Raw genomic sequence first — 16,239 nt, 5'->3', positions numbered from 1 at the left:
GGGTTCCGGGAGTTCCGGGGAAAAAGGGCTGGCGGTGGGTTGGCGGGAAGCAGTCGGCCGGGAATCGGGTAGCCCTGCGGGCCGAACGGAACACGGTCGACCATGATAATTCAGCGATGACCTCAGTCGTTCCGAATGGCGTTGCCGCCCTCTCCCACCTCGGCGTGATCCGCGCCGAAGGCCCCGACGCCGCCAGCTTCCTGCACGGCCAGCTGACCCAGGACTTCGTGCTGCTCGGTGCCTCCGAGGCCCGGCTCGCGGCACTGTGCACCGCCAAGGGCCGGGCGATCGCGAGCTTCATCGGCATCCGGCCCGAGCCCGAGCGCATCCTGCTGGTCTTGAGCCGCGACATCCTGGCCGCGACGCTGAAGCGGCTGTCGATGTACGTGCTGCGCGCCAAGGCGAAACTGACGGACGCCAGCGCCGATTTCGCGCTCTACGGCCTGGCCGGCAGCGCCCTGACCGCCAACGGCGTCGACGCCTCGGCCCTGCCCGGCACCGCCATCACCCTGCACGGCGGCGAAGCCCATGCCGTGGCGCTCTATCCGGCCGACGGCGTGCCGCGCGCGCTCTGGATCGCCCCGGCCGGCGCGCCCGCGCCGCAGGGTGCGCCCATGGACCCCGCCACGTGGCAATGGAGCGAGGTCCGAAGCGGCATCGTGACGCTGACGACGCCGGTGGTCGAGACCTTCGTGCCGCAGATGATCAACTACGAGTCGGTGGGCGGCGTCAATTTCAAGAAGGGCTGCTACCCGGGCCAGGAGATCGTCGCGCGCAGCCAGTTCCGCGGCACGCTCAAGCGCCGCACCTACCTCGTTCAGGCCGATGCCGAACTCGCCGCGGGCGACGAGGTCTTCGCGGCCAACGATCCCGGACAGCCGGTCGGCACGGTGGCGCAGGCTGCGCCCGCACCAGGCGGCGGCTGGGCGGCGCTGATCTCGATCCAGATCGCGGCGCTCGACGCGGGCGGTCTGCATGCGCGTGCGGCCGACGGGCCCGCGCTGGCCGTCGAGCCGCTGCCCTACCCGCTGCTCGAAGACCTCTGAGGACGTGGCGCGCTACGTCGCCTTCCTTCGCGGCGTGAGCCCGATGAACGCCCGGATGCCGGCGCTCAAGGGCTGTTTCGAAAGCGCGGGATTCAGCGAAGTGAAGACGGTGCTGTCGAGCGGCAACGTGGTGTTCGATTCGCGCGCGATGGCGCGGGCCGCGCTCGAACGCCGGGCCGAGGCGGCGATGGAACAGCATCTCGGGCGGCGCTTTCCGACGCTGGTGCGTTCGGTCGAGGCCCTGCGCGCGCTGCTCGAGGCAGACCCGTATGCCGCGCACCGGCTTGCGCCCGGGGCCAAGCGCGTCGTGACCTTCCTGCGCACGCCGCCCGAAACCACGCTGCCGCTGCCGGTCGAGCTCGATGGCGCGCGCATCCTCGCGATGGACGGACTGGAGGTCTTCACGGCCTATGTGCCGAACCCGCGCGGGCCCGTGTTCATGACGCTGATCGAGAAGACCTTCGGCACCGGCCTGACGACCAGGACCTGGGAGACGGTGAGGAAGTGCGCAGCCGCCTGAGCCTCAGCAGCAGCGCCCCTTGCCGCCCCCGTAGCGCGCCTCGAGCCTTTCCTTGAAGAACGCTTCGTAGCTCATCGGCTCGCGATCGGGGTGGGTGCGCGCCATGTGGCTCAGGTAGGTGTCGTAGTCGGGCAGCCCGACCATCAGCCGCAGCGACTGCGCCATCGACCGGGCCAGGTAGCGGCCGGTCTCGCCGAGGCTGGCCGCAGTAGGCTTCTTCATGAGGGTCAGGCCGCAGCCGTTGCCGGCATCGGCTCGAAAGGCGTCTCGCGTGCGGTCGGCTGGTTGGTCGAACGCGCCGCCCAGACGCTGCGCACGCTGTAGACCAGCACGCTCAGCACCACGAAGATGAAGATCGCACAGAGTGCCGCATCGAGCCGGTCGTTGAAGATGATGCGCGACATGGCTTCGGGCGTCTTCGCGGGTGCGATCAGCACGCCCTGGGCCAGGCCCTCGGCGTACTTCGATGCATGCGAGAGGAAGCCGACCTTGGGATCGGACGAGAAGATCTTGAGCCAGCCCGCGGTCAGCGTGCACACCAGCAGCCAGGCCGCCGGCGCCATCGTGACCCAGGCGTAGCGGTCGCGCTTCATGCGGAACAGCACCACCGTGCCGAGCATCAGTGCCACCGCGGCGAGCATCTGGTTCGAGATGCCGAACAGCGGCCACAGCGTATTGATGCCGCCGAGCGGATCGACCACGCCCTGGTAGAGGAAGTAGCCCCAGGCGGCCACGCACAGGAAGGTGGCGATCAGGTTGGCCGGCAGCGAGTCGGTGCGCTTGAGGGCCGGTACGAAGCTGCCGAGCAGGTCCTGCAGCATGAAGCGGCCGGCGCGCGTGCCGGCGTCCACCGCGGTCAGGATGAAGAGCGCCTCGAACAGGATCGCGAAGTGGTACCAGAAGGCCATCATGGCCTGGCCGCCGATCACCTGGTGCAGGATGTGCGCCATGCCGACGGCCAGCGTCGGCGCGCCGCCCGCGCGACCGAGGATCGTGGTCTCGCCGACGTCCTTGGCGGTCTGCACGAGCATGTCGGGCGTGACTGCGAAGCCCCATCCCGAGATCACCTGCGCCACCGCTTCGGGCGTGCTGCCGACCAGTGCGGCCGGGCTGTTCATCGCGAAATAGACGCCCGGGTCGATGCACGAGGCCGCCACCAGCGCCATCACGGCGACGAAGGACTCGGCCAGCATGCCGCCGTAGCCGATGTAGCGCGCGTTCTTCTCGTTGTCGAGCATCTTGGGCGTGGTGCCCGACGAGATCAGCGCGTGGAAGCCCGACACCGCGCCGCAGGCGATGGTGATGAACAGGAACGGGAACAGGTTGCCCGACCAGACCGGGCCGTTGCCTTGCGCGAACTGCGTCAGCGCGGGCATCTGAAGCGTCGGCGCCACGAACACGATACCGATCGCCAGCGCGATGATGGTGCCGATCTTGAGGAAGGTCGACAGGTAGTCGCGCGGCGCGAGCAGCAGCCACACGGGCAGGCTGGCGGCGATGAAGCCGTAGCCGATCAGCATCCACGTGAGGGCCTTGCCGTCGAAGGTGAACATCGGCGCCCAGGTGGGGCTCTGGCTCACGGCCTGGCCGCCGAAGATGGCCAGCATCAGCAGTGCGAAGCCGATCACCGAGATCTCGCCGATGCGGCCGGGACGGATGTACCGCAGGTAGAGGCCCATGAAGATCGCCACGGGAATGGTGGCCGCGACCGTGAAGGTGCCCCAGGGCGATTCGGCCAGCGCCTTGACCACGATCAGGGCCAGCACCGCCAGGATGATGATCATGATCATGAAGGTGCCGAACAGCGCGATCATGCCGGGCACGGTGCCCATTTCCTGCTTGATCAGGTCGCCGAGCGAGCGGCCGTCGCGTCGGGTCGAGATGAACAGGATGATGAAGTCCTGCACCGCACCCGCGAACACCACGCCGGCCAGGATCCACAGCAGCCCGGGCAGATAGCCCATCTGCGCCGCCAGCACCGGGCCGACCAGCGGTCCGGCACCCGCGATGGCCGCGAAGTGGTGGCCGAACAGCACGTTCTTGTCGGTCGGCACATAGTCCAGGCCGTCGTTGTGGCGGTAGGCTGGCGTCATGCGGCTGCCGTCGAGGCGCAGCACCGTGTCGGCGATGAACAGGCTGTAGTAGCGGTAGGCGATCAGGTAGGTGCAGATCGCAGCCACCACGATCCAGAGCGCGTTGATGGCCTCGCCGCGTGCGAGGGCCACGGTGCCGAGCGCGAAGGCGCCGACCACGGCCACGACGAGCCACACGAGGTGGCGGCGGATGCTGTGCATGGGAATGTCTCCGGAAGATGAACCCCGGCAGTTTCGCGAGGCCGCGTTCCAGCCGCATCTGTTGCACCGCGCAGGCCGACCGCGCAGCATCACCTAAGGGATAACCCTAGAGGACCGGAGGTGGCACTCAGTCCTTGAACTCGCGCGCGTGCTCCACCGCGTACTTGATCAGCGCCGACTGGCCCTCGAGCCCGAGCCGGCGCTTGATGCTCTGCCGGTGCGCCTCGACCGTGCGCACGCTGAGGCCGAGATCGCGCGCGATCTGCTTGCTCGAATCGCCGCGACCCAGCGCGGAGAGGATCTCGGCCTCGCGCGGCGTCAGCAGCGGCCGCGGCTCCCGGGTCGCGAACAGCCGGTGCGACACGGCCGAGCTCAGGAAGGTGCCGCCGGCCGCCACCGCCTCGATCGCGGCCACGATCTCGGCCGCCGGCGCGTCCTTGAGCACGTAGCCGCGCGCGCCCGCCTGCAGTGCCTGCTGCACGTATTCGGGGTTGTCGTACATGCTGAGCATCAGCACCTTGATGCCGGCGTGGCGGGCCTGCAGCTCCGCGGCCAGCGCGATGCCGCTCATGCCCTTCATGCCGACGTCGGCCAGCACCAGGTCCGGTCGCGCGGCGGCGATGGTCTCGAGCGCCTCGGCACCGCCACCGGCTTCGCCGACGATCTCCAGGCCCGGCAGCGGACCGAGGCGGGCGCGCAGGCCGTCGCGCACCAGCGGATGGTCGTCGACCAGGAACAGCCGGATCGCCGGGGTCTGCGCGACCGTCATGCGGCCACCTCCGCGACCACCGGCACCTGGGCCCGGATGTGCGTGCCGCGGCCCCTGTCGGCGTGCACGGCCAGCGTGCCGCCGATCGCGGCCACGCGTTCGCGCATGTTGCGCAGTCCGATGCCGCGCCGCGGATCGAGATCGATCGCCGCGGGCTCGAAGCCGATCCCGTCGTCGCTGATCTCGAGCCCGACGCCGCGCGGCTCGAATGCCAGCACGATGCGCACCCGGTGCGCCCGCGCATGCTTGCGCACGTTGGTGAGCGCCTCCTGGGCGACCCGGAACAGCGCGGTCTTGACTTCGGGCGGCAGCTCGCGCGGCGGCCCGACGATGCCGACCGAGGCCGCCACGCCGCCCTCCTCGCCGAACTCCGCACCCAGGTGCTCGAGCGCCGCTGCCAGCCCCAGCGTGTCGAGCAGTGCCGGGCGCAGCCGGTGCGAGATGCGCCTTACCTCCACCAGCGATTCGTTGAGCCGCTGAAGCGCCTTGCCGAGCACCGGCGGCACCGGCTCGTGCGCGCGCTCGAGCGCATCGACGCCGGATTCCACCAGCAGCTTGGCCGACACCAGGGTCTGGCTGGTGCCGTCGTGCAGCTCGCGCGCGAGGTGCGCACGCTCGTCCTCCTGCGACTGCACGACCTGCCGCGCCAGCAGCCGCAGCCGCGCTTCGGAGACCCGGTGCTCGCTGAGATTGAGCAGCAGCCCCGCCGCGCTCACGACGCCCAGGCACAGGGCGGCGATGCCGGCGATCCAGAGCATGGTGGTCGTGACGTTGGTGTTCATCTGCCGGTCGAGGGCCTGCATCGCGGCATCGATGTCGTCGAGGTACAGGCCGGTGCCGACCATCCAGTCCCAGCGCGGCAGCGAGGTGACGTAGCCGAGCTTGGGGGCCAGCTGCGCGCTCGAGGGCTTGCGCCACTGGTATTCGACAAAGCCGCCGCCCTCGCGGGCCCGGGCGATCAGGTCCTGGATGGTGGCACGGCCCTGCGAATCGCGCAGATCCCAGAGCGTCTGCCCCACCAGCTCCGGCTGGCGCGAATGCATCAGCGAGCGGCCCTGCATGTCGTAGACGAAGAAGTAGCCGTCACTGCCGTAGTCGAGCGCGGCCAGCCGGCGCAGCGCCTCCTCGCGCGTGACGGGGTCGTCGAGGCCGGCGTCGTAGAGCGGCTTCACGATGCTCACGGCCAGGTCGACGTAGCTGCGCAGTTCGCTGCGCCGCTGCGCCATGTAGGTCTTCTCGATCAGCGCCTTCTCGCGCTGCGCCAGATCGCGTTCCTGATGCCGCACCGCAAGCGAGACCAGCACCAGCGCGACCAGCAGCGGTGCCACGGCCAGGGCGACGATCTTGCTGCGCAGGTTCATGGATCGACAAGTCTGGCGTCGGAAGGGATCACAGCTTGCGCCGCATCTCCAGGTGCGCGATCCCGGCTTCCTCGAACGGCTCGCCGTGCGGCAGATAGCCGAGCCGTGCATAGAAGCGCTCCGCGCTGCGCTGGGCGTGCAGCATCACCTCGGCATCGCCGCGCGCCCTGGCGGCGGCCTCGAGCGCGCGCAGCACGGCTTCGCCATGGCCGCCGCCGCGCAGCACGCGGCTGACCGCCATGCGTCCGATGCGGCCCAGGCCCGGCGCCTCGGACACCAGCCGCCCGGTGGCAAGCGTCTGGCCCAGGCGATTGCGTGCCACGGCATGGATCGCGGTCGCGTCGTGCGCGTCCCACTCCAACTCCTTGGGGATGGCCTGCTCCTCGATGAAGACCTCGCGCCGCACCTTGCCGGCGCCTTCGCCGAGCTGTTCCCAGTCGCCCGTGACGACCTCGCTCATCGTCTCGCCCGCCTCGTAGCCCAGCATGATCTCGCGCAACGGTGGCGGCACCGGCCTGGGCGTCTGCGTGGCCGGGTCGGCGAAGACATAGACCAGTTCGCAGCCGACCAGCAGCCGGTCGCCGCGGAACAGGCCGCCCACGAAGAGCATCGACGAGGTGCCGATGCGCGCGCACTTCATGCCGACGTCGAGCACGTCGTCCACGCGCGCCGAGGCGTGGTAGTCGACCGTGGCCTTGCGGACGTAGATGTCGCCGTCGAGCGAATGCATCGCCTCCTCGTACGGCAATGCCAGCGCGCGCCAGTAGTCGGCCACCGCGGTGTCGAAGTACATCAGGTAGTGGGCGTTGAAGACGATCTTCTGCATGTCCACCTCGGCCCAGCGCACGCGCAGGCGGTGGAAGAAGCGGAAGTCGGATTTCTGGAGCAGGTCGGTCATGGTTGCAAGGCTTCGGTGAGGGCCCGGGCGGCGTCGGCATGGGCCTGCAGCGCCTCGGGGATGGCGCGGCCCATCTTGACGAATTCATGGATCACGCCGCGATAGATTTCGAGATCGACCGCCACGCCCGCGGCGCGCAGGCGGTCGGCATAGGCGATGCCTTCGTCGACCACCGGGTCGATCTCGGCCAGGCCGATCCAGGCCGGCGCGACGCCTTCGAGGTCGTCGGCGTTGAGCGGCGCGAAGCGCCAGTCGTCGCGCTCGGCGCGCGAATTCACGTAGAGGCCGAAGAACCAGCCGATCAGTGCCTCGCCGAGCAGAGGCCCCTCGGCATAGCGGCGGTGCGAGTCGGTGTCCTGGTGCGCCGCCATGCCGGGATAGATGAGCAGCTGCAGTGCCACGGGCAGGCCCGCATCGCGCGCGAGGATCGCGCAGACCGCCGCCAGCGTGCCGCCCGCGCTGTCGCCGCCCACCGCGATCCGGCTGCCGTCGAGCCGCCATTGCGCCGCGTTGCGCGCCACGTGCGAGAAGGCGTCCCAGGCGTCGTTCGAGGCGGTCGGAAACCTGTGCTCGGGCGCCAGCCGGTAGTCGACCGAGATCACGGCGCAGCCGCTGCGCTGGCTCAGCACGCGGCACAGCGTGTCGTGGGTCGCGATGCTGCCGACCGTGAAGCCGCCACCGTGGAAGAAGACCAGCACCGGCAGTCCGTCGCCCTCGGGCGCATAGAGGCGCGCCGGCAACAGGTGGCCGTCGCGCGCCGGCAGGACCAGTTCCTCCACGCGCGCGAGCTCGGGCTTCGGCACCTCGAGCACGCCGGCGCCCTTCTCATAGGCGGCGCGTGCATCGGCGGGCGACATCTCGTGCAGCGGCACGCGCTGGGCGCGCGCCATCCGCTCGACCACGCCGGCCATCCGGGTCGTCAGTGCCGCCATGGCCGGGCTGTACCGCTGGTGACATCGCCAAGGGTTTTCTGAGTGTCCAAGGGCGTCGCTGCTTGTTAGATTCGAAGGCCCGCATCGTACCGTCCGGCCCGCCGGCATCTTCCATGGCCCTCATCCAGTACCTGACCCAGATCCAGTTCGACTTCGGCGCCATCCGCCTGCTGCGCAGCGAGTGCGAGCGCATCGGCATCGCGCGGCCGCTGGTCGTGACCGACGCCGGCGTGCGCGCCGCGGGCATCCTGCAGAAGGCGCTCGATGCGCTCGGCGACCTGCCCGTGGCTGTCTTCGACCAGACGCCGTCGAACCCGACCGAGGCCGCGGTCCGGCTGGCCGCGGCGCAATACCGCGAGCAGCGCTGCGACGGCCTAATCGCGGTCGGCGGCGGCTCGGCGATCGACTGCGCCAAGGGCGTCGCGATCGCGGCCACGCACGAAGGCCCCCTCAAGACCTACGCCACGATCGAAGGCGGCTCGGGCCTGATCACCGACCGCGTGGCGCCGCTGATCGCGGTGCCGACCACCAGCGGCACCGGCAGCGAAGTGGCGCGCGGCGCGATCGTGATCGTCGACGACCACCGCAAGCTCGGCTTCCACAGCTGGCTGCTGATGCCCAAGGCCGCGATCTGCGACCCCGAGCTCACCTTCGGCCTGCCGCCCAGGCTCACGGCCGCCACCGGCATGGATGCGATCGCGCACTGCATGGAGACCTTCATGTCGGCAGCCTTCAATCCGCCGGCCGACGGCATCGGGCTCGATGGCCTCGAGCGCGCCTGGGGCCATATCGAACGCGCCACGCGCGACGGCAACGACCGCGAGGCACGGCTCAACCTCATGAGCGCCTCGATGCAGGGCGCGATGGCCTTCCAGAAGGGGCTGGGCTGCGTGCATTCGCTGAGCCACAGCCTGGGCGGGGTCGATCCGCGGCTGCACCACGGCACCCTCAACGCCCTCTTCCTGCCGGCCGTGATCCGCTTCAACGCCGGTGCCGAGTCGGTGCAGAAGGACCAGCGCCTGCAGCGCATGGCGCAGGCCATGCACCTCGATTCGGCCGGTGACCTCGGCGATGCGATCCGCGACATGAGCGCCCGGCTGGGCCTGCCCACCGGCCTGGCCGAGGTCGGCGTCACGCCCGAGCTGTTCGAGAAGGTGATCGACGGCGCGATGGCCGACCACTGCCACAAGACGAACCCGCGGCTTGCCACGCGCGACGACTACCGGCAGATGCTCGAAGCATCGATGTAGGCACCGGCAGGAGCCGGGTCGCCCGGATTCAGGGCCTGCGCCCGCCGAGCACCATCAGCACGCCGCCGATCACGATCGCCGACACGCCGGCCCAGATCGGCAGCTCGAAGTCCTTCGTCTCCTTCACGGCGAGCTCGATCGGGCCGACCTTGATCTGGTGGGTGGACTTGGTGAAGCTCACGCGGCCGAGCCCGAGCGCGAGAACGCCCGCGAGGATCAGGACCAGTCCGATGAGGCGCAGGGGATTCATCGCGCCACTGTAGCGCGGTCGCGCGCGCTCAGAGCGCCCGCACGTCGTCGGGGCTGCAACCCTGGTCGAGCCACTGCGCGAATTCGTCCGCGAGCTGCTGGGCCGCCTGCGCGGCCGTGCTCCAGGCCTTGATGCGGCCCGGCAGGTCGTTGGCGTAGTGCAGGAAGTCGTTGCGGTCGGGCAGCTTGCCGTTCGGCAGCCTGCGCACCCATTCCGGATCGGGCGCCAGCACCACCATGCGGTCGAGGAAACCCGTGGGCCTGTGGCGCCACCGGAGGCCCTTGTCGAGCCAGCCCGGCACCACCGCCTGCTGGAAGTGCGGATAGAGCACGATGCCGTCGCGGTTGGCGTAGTCCAGGTGCAGGTGGTAGTCGGTGATGCCGCCGTCCCAATAGGCGCCGGGCGGCGCGCCCGGGATGTCGTGCACGGCCTCGAGCATGAAGGGGATCGAGCACGAGGCCTGCAGCGCGAGTTCGAAGTTGGCATCGACCAGGTCGACCTGGCGCGTGCGGAAGTCGCGCGTACCGAAGGGCAGCGCCGCGCCCGGCGTGGAGAACACGACGCGCTCGAGCCAGGCGCCGAGGCTGCGCCGGTGCACGCTGTTCGTGAGGAAGGCGCCGAGGTAGCCCACCGGCGTGCGGGCACGGCCCTCGCGCCCGAGGATGTGCCGCCCGCGCGAGGTGATCACGTGCAGCCTGTAGCGCGAATGCCCGAGTACCTCGGCCGACCGGCCGCCGTAGAAGCTCTTCAGCCCTTCGCCGAACTGGGTGCTCAGCTGCCTCGCGCTCGGGCGTTTCTGGCCCGGCGGCAGATCGAAGTGCTGATGGATGTAGCCCTGCTCGAACTGCGTGAAGGCAGCTTGGCTGTCGTTCAGGCAGGCGTTGGCGAGCCGCCAGGCGCCGATCGAGGCACCCACCAGGTCGACCGGCTGCTGCGAACGCGCCAGCCAGTCGCCGAACAGGTAGCGGTCGATCGGCCCGAGCAGGAGCCCTTTCGGCCCGCCGGCCGCGCCCGGGATGGTGCGAACGTCCTGCGGCCGCAGGCCCTCGGCCGCGATATGCGCCCGGGCCGCGGGACCGGCATGGATGCGCAGCGCCTTCATGCGCCGGCTGGCCTGGAAAGCTGCCCTTCGCCCATGGCCCGCCTACTTGCGCAGGCCCTGCAGCTTGGCGAAGGCCGAGGCCATCTGGCCGGCCGGCTGCGGCGAGCTGTCGCGCCGCGGGCCTTGCTGGCCGCGTCCCGCGCCCTCGAAGCGGTTGTCGCGCGGACCGTCGCGTCGGGCCGGCGCGGCATCGAGCTTCATCGTGAGGCCGATGCGCTTGCGCGCCACGTCGACCTCCATCACCTTGACCTTGACGATGTCGCCGGTCTTCACGACCTCGCGCGCATCGTTGACGAACTTGTTCGACAGCTGGCTCACGTGCACCAGCCCGTCCTGGTGCACGCCCAGGTCGACGAAGGCACCGAACTGCGCGACGTTGCTGACCGTGCCCTCGAGCACCATGCCCTCGACCAGGTCCTTGATGTCGTCGACGCCGTCGTTGAAGCGCGCCACCTTGAAGTCGGGGCGCGGGTCGCGGCCGGGCTTCTCGAGCTCGCCGAGGATGTCCTTGACCGTGATGACACCGAACTTCTCGTTCGCGAACAGCTCGGGCTTGAGCGTCTTGAGCATGTCGGCGCGGCCCATGAGCTCGCCGATCGGCTTGCCGGTCCTGACGATGATCAGCTCGATCAGCGGATAGGTCTCGGGATGCACGCCCGTGATGTCGAGCGGATCGGCGCCGTTGCGGATGCGCAGGAAGCCCGCGCTCTGCTCGAAGGCCTTGGGGCCGAAGCCGGTCACGTCGAGCAGCTGCTTGCGGGTGGCGAAGGCGCCATTGGCCTCCCGCCACCGCACCACGGCCTTGGCGACACTGGCCGACAGGCCCGAGACGCGCGACAGCAGCGGCACGCTGGCCGTGTTGAGGTCGACCCCGACCGAGTTCACGCAGTCCTCGACCACCGCCTGCAGCGTGCGCGCCAGTTCGCTCTGGTTGACGTCGTGCTGGTACTGGCCGACGCCGATCGACTTCGGGTCGATCTTCACGAGTTCGGCCAGGGGGTCCTGCAGCCGGCGCGCGATGCTGGCGGCGCCGCGCAGGCTGACGTCGACATCCGGCATCTCCTGCGAGGCGAATTCGCTCGCCGAGTAGACCGAGGCCCCGGCCTCGCTGACCACCACCTTCTGCACCTCGAGCGCGGGCGCACCGGCCTGCGCCGCCATCTTGGCCAGCAGCTTGATCAGGTCGGCCGCGAGCTTGTCGGTCTCGCGGCTCGCGGTGCCGTTGCCGATCGCGATCAGGTTCACGCCGTGCTTTGCGCTGAGCTTGCCCAGCGTGTGCAGCGAGCCTTCCCAGTCGCGGCGCGGCTCGTGCGGGAACACGGTCGCGGTTTCGACCAGCTTGCCGGTCGCATCGACCACGGCCACCTTGACGCCGGTGCGGATGCCCGGGTCGAGGCCCATCACGACGCGCGGACCGGCCGGTGCGGCCAGCAGCAGGTCGCGCAGGTTGTCCGCGAAGACCTTGATCGCGACCTTCTCGGCCTCTTCGCGCAGCCGCGTGAACAGGTCGCGTTCGGTCGACAGCGACAGCTTGACGCGCCAGGTCCAGGCCACGCACTTGCGGATGAGGTCGTCGGCCGCGCGGCCCGCGTGGCTCCAGCCCAGGTGCAGCGCGATGCGGCCTTCGGCGACCGACGGCTTGCCCGGCTCGGGCTCGACCGGCAGCACCAGCCTGGCGTCGAGGATCTCGAGCGCACGGCCGCGGAAGACGGCCAGCGCGCGGTGCGAAGGCACGCGGCCGATCGGCTCGTCGTAGTCGAAGTAGTCGCGGAACTTGGCGACGTCGGGGTTGTTCTCGTCCTTGCCGGTCATCAGGCTGGACTTGAGCAGGCCTTCGGCCCAGAGCCATTCGCGCAGCCGCTGGACCAGCGGCGCGTCCTCGGCCCAGCGCTCGGAAAGGATGTCGCGCACGCCGTCGAGCACCGCCGGCACGGTCGAGAAATCGGGGCCGGGCTTGCCGTCGTCGAGCGTGGTGGCGGGCTTCAGGAATGCCTGGGCCTCGGCCGCCGGATCGAGCGTGGGATCGGCCAGCAGCCTGTCGGCCAGCGGCTCGATGCCGAACTCGCGCGCGATCTGGCCCTTGGTGCGCCGCTTCTGCTTGAAGGGCAGGTAGATGTCCTCGAGCTCTTGCTTGGTCGGCGCGAATTCGATCGCGGCGCGCAGCTCGGGCGTGAGCTTGCCCTGCTCGTCGATGCTCTTGATGACCACGCCGCGCCGGTCCTCGAGCTCGCGCAGGTAGGACAGGCGCGCCTCGAGTTCGCGCAACTGGGTGTCGTCGAGCCCGTCGGTGGCTTCCTTGCGGTAGCGGGCGATGAAGGGAACGGTGGCGCCGCCGTCGAGCAATTCGACGGCCGCCTTCACCTGGTGCTCGCCGACCTTGATCTCGGCCGCGAGCTGGCGAATGATTTTCTGCATGAATGAGAGGCGTGTCCCGAAGGACTGGGCGCACGGGGGCGCGTTGCGGATAAAGCGCAGAAGTTTGCCATACGGCCCGGCGCAGAATGGGCCGGCATGCGTATCCTGAAGAAACTCCTTGGCGCCCTCGGCACTGCGCTGGTGGTGCCGGTGCTGCTGTTCGAGGAATGGGGCTGGGAGCCGCTCGCGCGCCTCGCCGCGCGGCTCGCCCGGCTGCCGGTCTGGGCGCGTGCCGAGGCCTGGCTGCGCAGCCTGCCGCCCTGGGGCGCGGTGCTGGCCTTCTTCGTTCCGGCCCTGATGCTGCTGCCGGTCAAGTTCCTCGGCCTCTACCTGCTCGGCGAAGGGCACTCGACGAGCGCCCTGCTCCTGCTGCTGGCGGCCAAGCTGATCGGCACGGCGATCCTCGCCCGGCTGTTTCAGCTGCTCGAACCCGCCCTCATGCGGATTCCCCTGTTCGCGCTCTGGTATCCGCGCTGGAAAGCCTGGAAGGACGCGCTGTTCGCGCGCGTGCGTTCGAGTGCGCCCTGGCGCTCGGCCCGCCGCTTCGGCCAGGGCGTGCGGCGCTGGTGGCGCGCGCGCCATTCGGCCTCTTGAGCGCCAGCCAGAATATTTTTGCCCGGGTAGATTGCTCGAAGGCTTTTGCCCGGGTATTATTCGCGCCCATGTCTTCCTCCGCCCCCTCGGCCGCATCCGCAGCCCGCTTTCCAGAGCACACCTACACGGCCTTCGCCGGCTTCCATCGCATCGCATCCGGGCCGCGCGAGCAGGTCGTCGCCCGCCTGCGCGAGCTGTCCGCCGCTGACGGCACGCCGCCGCTGGTCTTCGACGACCGCACCGGCGAACGGCTCGACCTCGACCTGCGCGATCCGGTGCCGGCGGACTGCGGGCCCGCGCCGGCCGAGGAGCAGCAGGCGGCAGCGCGCGCGGTCGGCCGGCCGCGTCTCGGCGTGGTTGCGCGCGAGGTCACGCTGCTGCCGCGCCACTGGGAATGGCTGGGCCGACAGCCCGGCGGCGCCTCGGTGGCCCTGCGCCGGCTGGTCGACGAGGCCCGCCACGTTCACGCCGACCGCGACCTGCAGCGCGCCGCGCGCGAGGCCGCCTACCGCTTCATGACCGCCATCGCGGGCGACCTGCCGGGTTTCGAGGAAGCCACGCGCGCGCTGTTCGCGGGCGAGCGGCCGCGCTTCGAGCAGCTGGTCGAGCCCTGGCCAGAAGACCTGCGCGGCCATCTGCAGCGGCTCGCGGCCGACGCCTGGAGCGCGGCATGAGCGGCGCGGCAACGACCGCGAAGGCGATGGAGCCCGAGGACATCGAGCACGCTGGCGAGATCGCCGCGCCGCCGGCCTCCGTGGCCGATCCGGTGCCGCCGCAGATCGCCTCCAGGGCCGACCCGCGCGCCGCCGCCATGGCCACCCAGCCGCTGTGGAAGGTGTTCCTGCTGTTCCTCGCACCGATGCTGCTGAGCAACGTGCTGCAGTCCCTGTCGGGCACGCTCAACAACGTCTACCTGGGCCAGATGATCGGCGTCGAGGCGCTCGCCGCGGTGTCGGGCTTCTTCCCGGTGATGTTCTTCTTCATCGCCTTCACGATCGGCCTGGGCGCCGGCGCCTCGGTGCTGATCGGCCAGGCCTGGGGCGCCCGCGAGACCGACAAGGCGCGTGCCGTGGCCGGCACCACGCTCACGGTCGGCATCCTGTTCGGGCTCTGCGTCGCGCTGTTCGGCGGCCTCTTCACCGAGCCGATGCTGCGCCTGCTGGGCACGCCGTCCGACATCCTTCCCGATGCCACGCGCTACGCGCGCATCATCCTGATCGCGATGCCGGGCCTCTTCGTATTCCTGCTGTCGACCGCCATGCTGCGCGGCGTCGGCGACACGGTGGCGCCGCTGTGGACCCTGATGATCTCGACCGCGATCGGTCTCGCGGTCACGCCGGCCCTGATCAAGGGCTGGTTCGGGCTGCCGCAGCTCGGCGTGGCCAGCGGCGCCTGCGCCACCGTGGTCTCTTTCGTGATCGCGACCCTCTGGCTGGGCTTTCACCTGCGCCGCAAGAAGAGCCCGCTGGCACCCGATGCCGATTTCATGCGCCACCTGCGCGTGCGGCCGCAGCTGCTCAAGGGCGTGCTCAAGGTCGGCGTGCCCACGGGCGTGCAGATGATCGTGGTGTCGCTGGCCGAGATCGCGCTGCTGTCCTTCGTCAACGGCTACGGCTCGCATGCCACGGCGGCCTATGGCGCGGTCAACCAGGTGGTGGCCTACGTGCAGTTTCCGGCGATCTCGATCGCGATCACGGCATCGATCCTCGGCGCCCAGGCGATCGGTGCCGGCCGGGTCGACCGGCTCGGCGCCATCACGCGCACCGCGCTGCTCATGAACCTGTTCCTGACCGGTTCGCTGGTGCTGCTCGGCTACCTGTTCTCGCGCCCGCTGATGAGCCTGTTCATCACCGACGCGCCCGTGATCGAAGTGGCGCAGACGCTGCTGCACATCATGCTGTGGAGCACCGTCATCTTCGGCATGGGCTCGGCGCTGTCGGGCATCATGCGCGCCAGCGGCTCGGTGCTGGTGCCGACCGCGATCTCGGTCTTCTGCATCGCACTGATCGAGGTGCCGGTGGCCTGGTGGCTCAGCAAGCGCTTCGGCCTCAACGGCATCTGGGTGGCCTATCCCGTGTGCTTCACGGCGATGCTGACGCTGCAGGCCTGCTACTACCGCTTCGTGTGGCGCAAGAAGTCGATCCGCAAGCTGATATGAGCGGCGCCGTGCTGCCGGTGCTGTATTCGTTTCGCCGTTGCCCGTATGCGATGCGTGCCCGGATGGCGCTGGTCGCGAGCGGCAGCGCCTGCGAACTGCGCGAGGTGGTGCTGCGCGACAAGCCGGCCGAACTGCTCGCAGCTTCGCCCAAGGGCACCGTGCCGGTGCTTGTGGACGTGGATGGAAGAGTGATCGAGCAGAGCCTGGAGATCATGCTGTGGGCACTGCGCCGGCACGATCCGCAGGGCTGGCTGCGGCCGGAGCGGGGCGCACTCGACGACATGCTCGCGCTGATCGCCGAATGCGACGGCGACTTCAAGCGGCAGCTCGACGGCTACAAGTATCCGGAGCGGCAGCCCGGAGGCGATGCCGCGGTGCATCGGGACCGTGGCGCCCTCTTCCTGCAAAGGCTCGATGCGATGCTTTCCGTCTCGGGCTGCCTGCACGGCGACAGGCCCGCGCTCGCGGACATCGCGATCGCACCCTTCGTGCGGCAGTTCGCGCAAGTCGATGCCGCCTGGTTCGGCCTGCAGCCGTGGACAGCGCTGCAAGGCTGGCTCGCCGCGCGCATTGCCGCGCCGGAGTTCGAGCGCGCGATGGCGAAGTACCCGGCCTGGCGTGCAGGCGAAGCCGGCGCCGCCTTTCCCTGA

General features: G+C 70.0%; 16 protein-coding genes. 7 read left to right on the top strand and 9 right to left on the bottom strand.

The window, feature by feature from the left end; translation table 11 throughout:
* Nucleotides 1-116 precede the first annotated feature (116 nt).
* Together ygfZ and QTH87_RS12650 are read left to right on the top strand one after the other, a co-directional pair.
* A complete protein-coding gene (gene ygfZ, locus QTH87_RS12655; protein WP_286609403.1) occupies nucleotides 117-1,046 on the top strand; it encodes a CAF17-like 4Fe-4S cluster assembly/insertion protein YgfZ in 930 nt (309 codons plus the stop codon).
* Nucleotides 1,047-1,050: 4 nt separating this feature from the next.
* Nucleotides 1,051-1,566 carry a DUF1697 domain-containing protein gene (locus QTH87_RS12650; RefSeq protein ID WP_286609401.1) on the top strand — a complete coding sequence of 172 codons (516 nt, stop codon included), beginning with the start codon at nucleotides 1,051-1,053 and terminating at the stop codon, nucleotides 1,564-1,566.
* 3 nt (nucleotides 1,567-1,569) lie between these two features.
* Here the strand turns inward: QTH87_RS12650 and QTH87_RS12645 are convergent, their stop codons facing one another.
* From QTH87_RS12645 to QTH87_RS12620, 6 genes are all read right to left on the bottom strand, one after another.
* Nucleotides 1,570-1,788, bottom strand: a complete 219-nt coding sequence (locus QTH87_RS12645) for a YbdD/YjiX family protein (RefSeq protein ID WP_353506146.1) — start codon at nucleotides 1,786-1,788, stop codon at nucleotides 1,570-1,572.
* A gap of 5 nt (nucleotides 1,789-1,793) precedes the next feature.
* A complete protein-coding gene (locus QTH87_RS12640) occupies nucleotides 1,794-3,860 on the bottom strand; it encodes a carbon starvation CstA family protein (protein WP_286609400.1) in 2,067 nt (688 codons plus the stop codon).
* A gap of 127 nt (nucleotides 3,861-3,987) precedes the next feature.
* Nucleotides 3,988-4,629 (bottom strand): response regulator transcription factor, encoded by a 642-nt coding sequence (locus QTH87_RS12635; RefSeq protein WP_286609399.1) that lies wholly within the window; start codon nucleotides 4,627-4,629, stop codon nucleotides 3,988-3,990.
* Nucleotides 4,626-5,990, bottom strand: coding sequence for a cache domain-containing protein (locus tag QTH87_RS12630; protein WP_286609397.1), 1,365 nt, complete (start codon nucleotides 5,988-5,990; stop codon nucleotides 4,626-4,628). The genes QTH87_RS12635 and QTH87_RS12630 overlap by 4 nt, the downstream gene beginning before the upstream one ends.
* Before the next feature lie 28 nt (nucleotides 5,991-6,018).
* Nucleotides 6,019-6,888, bottom strand: a complete 870-nt coding sequence (locus tag QTH87_RS12625; RefSeq protein WP_286609395.1) for a YbgC/FadM family acyl-CoA thioesterase — start codon at nucleotides 6,886-6,888, stop codon at nucleotides 6,019-6,021.
* Nucleotides 6,885-7,820, bottom strand: a complete 936-nt coding sequence (locus QTH87_RS12620; protein WP_286609394.1) for an alpha/beta hydrolase — start codon at nucleotides 7,818-7,820, stop codon at nucleotides 6,885-6,887. The genes QTH87_RS12625 and QTH87_RS12620 overlap by 4 nt, the downstream gene beginning before the upstream one ends.
* Before the next feature lie 113 nt (nucleotides 7,821-7,933).
* On the opposite strand from QTH87_RS12620, the gene gbd reads away from it, so the two are divergent.
* Nucleotides 7,934-9,070, top strand: coding sequence for a 4-hydroxybutyrate dehydrogenase (gene gbd / locus QTH87_RS12615; RefSeq protein ID WP_286609393.1), 1,137 nt, complete (start codon nucleotides 7,934-7,936; stop codon nucleotides 9,068-9,070).
* 28 nt (nucleotides 9,071-9,098) lie between these two features.
* Here gbd and QTH87_RS12610 read toward each other — a convergent pair whose 3' ends face one another.
* Genes QTH87_RS12610 through QTH87_RS12600 form a run of 3 tightly spaced genes read right to left on the bottom strand, consistent with a single transcriptional unit; the run spans nucleotide 9,099 to nucleotide 12,837 of the window.
* Nucleotides 9,099-9,320, bottom strand: coding sequence for a hypothetical protein (locus tag QTH87_RS12610; RefSeq protein WP_286609391.1), 222 nt, complete (start codon nucleotides 9,318-9,320; stop codon nucleotides 9,099-9,101).
* A gap of 28 nt (nucleotides 9,321-9,348) precedes the next feature.
* Nucleotides 9,349-10,422 (bottom strand): patatin-like phospholipase domain-containing protein, encoded by a 1,074-nt coding sequence (locus tag QTH87_RS12605; protein ID WP_286609390.1) that lies wholly within the window; start codon nucleotides 10,420-10,422, stop codon nucleotides 9,349-9,351.
* A 42-nt stretch (nucleotides 10,423-10,464) separates the two neighbouring features.
* Nucleotides 10,465-12,837: a Tex family protein gene (locus QTH87_RS12600; RefSeq protein ID WP_286609387.1), complete on the bottom strand. Its 2,373-nt coding sequence runs from the start codon at nucleotides 12,835-12,837 to the stop codon at nucleotides 10,465-10,467.
* Nucleotides 12,838-12,933: 96 nt separating this feature from the next.
* On the opposite strand from QTH87_RS12600, the gene QTH87_RS12595 reads away from it, so the two are divergent.
* The 4 genes from QTH87_RS12595 (at nucleotide 12,934) to QTH87_RS12580 (ending at nucleotide 16,239) form a co-directional block, all read left to right on the top strand.
* Nucleotides 12,934-13,431: a hypothetical protein gene (locus QTH87_RS12595; RefSeq protein ID WP_286609385.1), complete on the top strand. Its 498-nt coding sequence runs from the start codon at nucleotides 12,934-12,936 to the stop codon at nucleotides 13,429-13,431.
* Between the two features lie 68 nt (nucleotides 13,432-13,499).
* Entirely contained in the window at nucleotides 13,500-14,105 is a 606-nt protein-coding gene (locus tag QTH87_RS12590) for a DUF2239 family protein (protein WP_286609384.1), read from the top strand.
* 137 nt (nucleotides 14,106-14,242) lie between these two features.
* Nucleotides 14,243-15,589 carry an MATE family efflux transporter gene (locus QTH87_RS12585; protein ID WP_286610380.1) on the top strand — a complete coding sequence of 449 codons (1,347 nt, stop codon included), beginning with the start codon at nucleotides 14,243-14,245 and terminating at the stop codon, nucleotides 15,587-15,589.
* The gene (locus QTH87_RS12580; RefSeq protein ID WP_286609382.1) at nucleotides 15,586-16,239 is read left to right on the top strand and encodes a glutathione S-transferase; all 654 of its coding nucleotides are present in this window, start codon (nucleotides 15,586-15,588) and stop codon (nucleotides 16,237-16,239) included. Before QTH87_RS12585 ends, QTH87_RS12580 begins: the two co-directional genes overlap by 4 nt.

Origin of the sequence: Variovorax jilinensis, assembly GCF_030316885.1 — a bacterium.
GTDB classification, from domain to species: Bacteria; Pseudomonadota; Gammaproteobacteria; order Burkholderiales; family Burkholderiaceae_C; genus Variovorax; species Variovorax jilinensis.
This window is presented reverse-complemented; position numbering and strand designations above follow the sequence as displayed.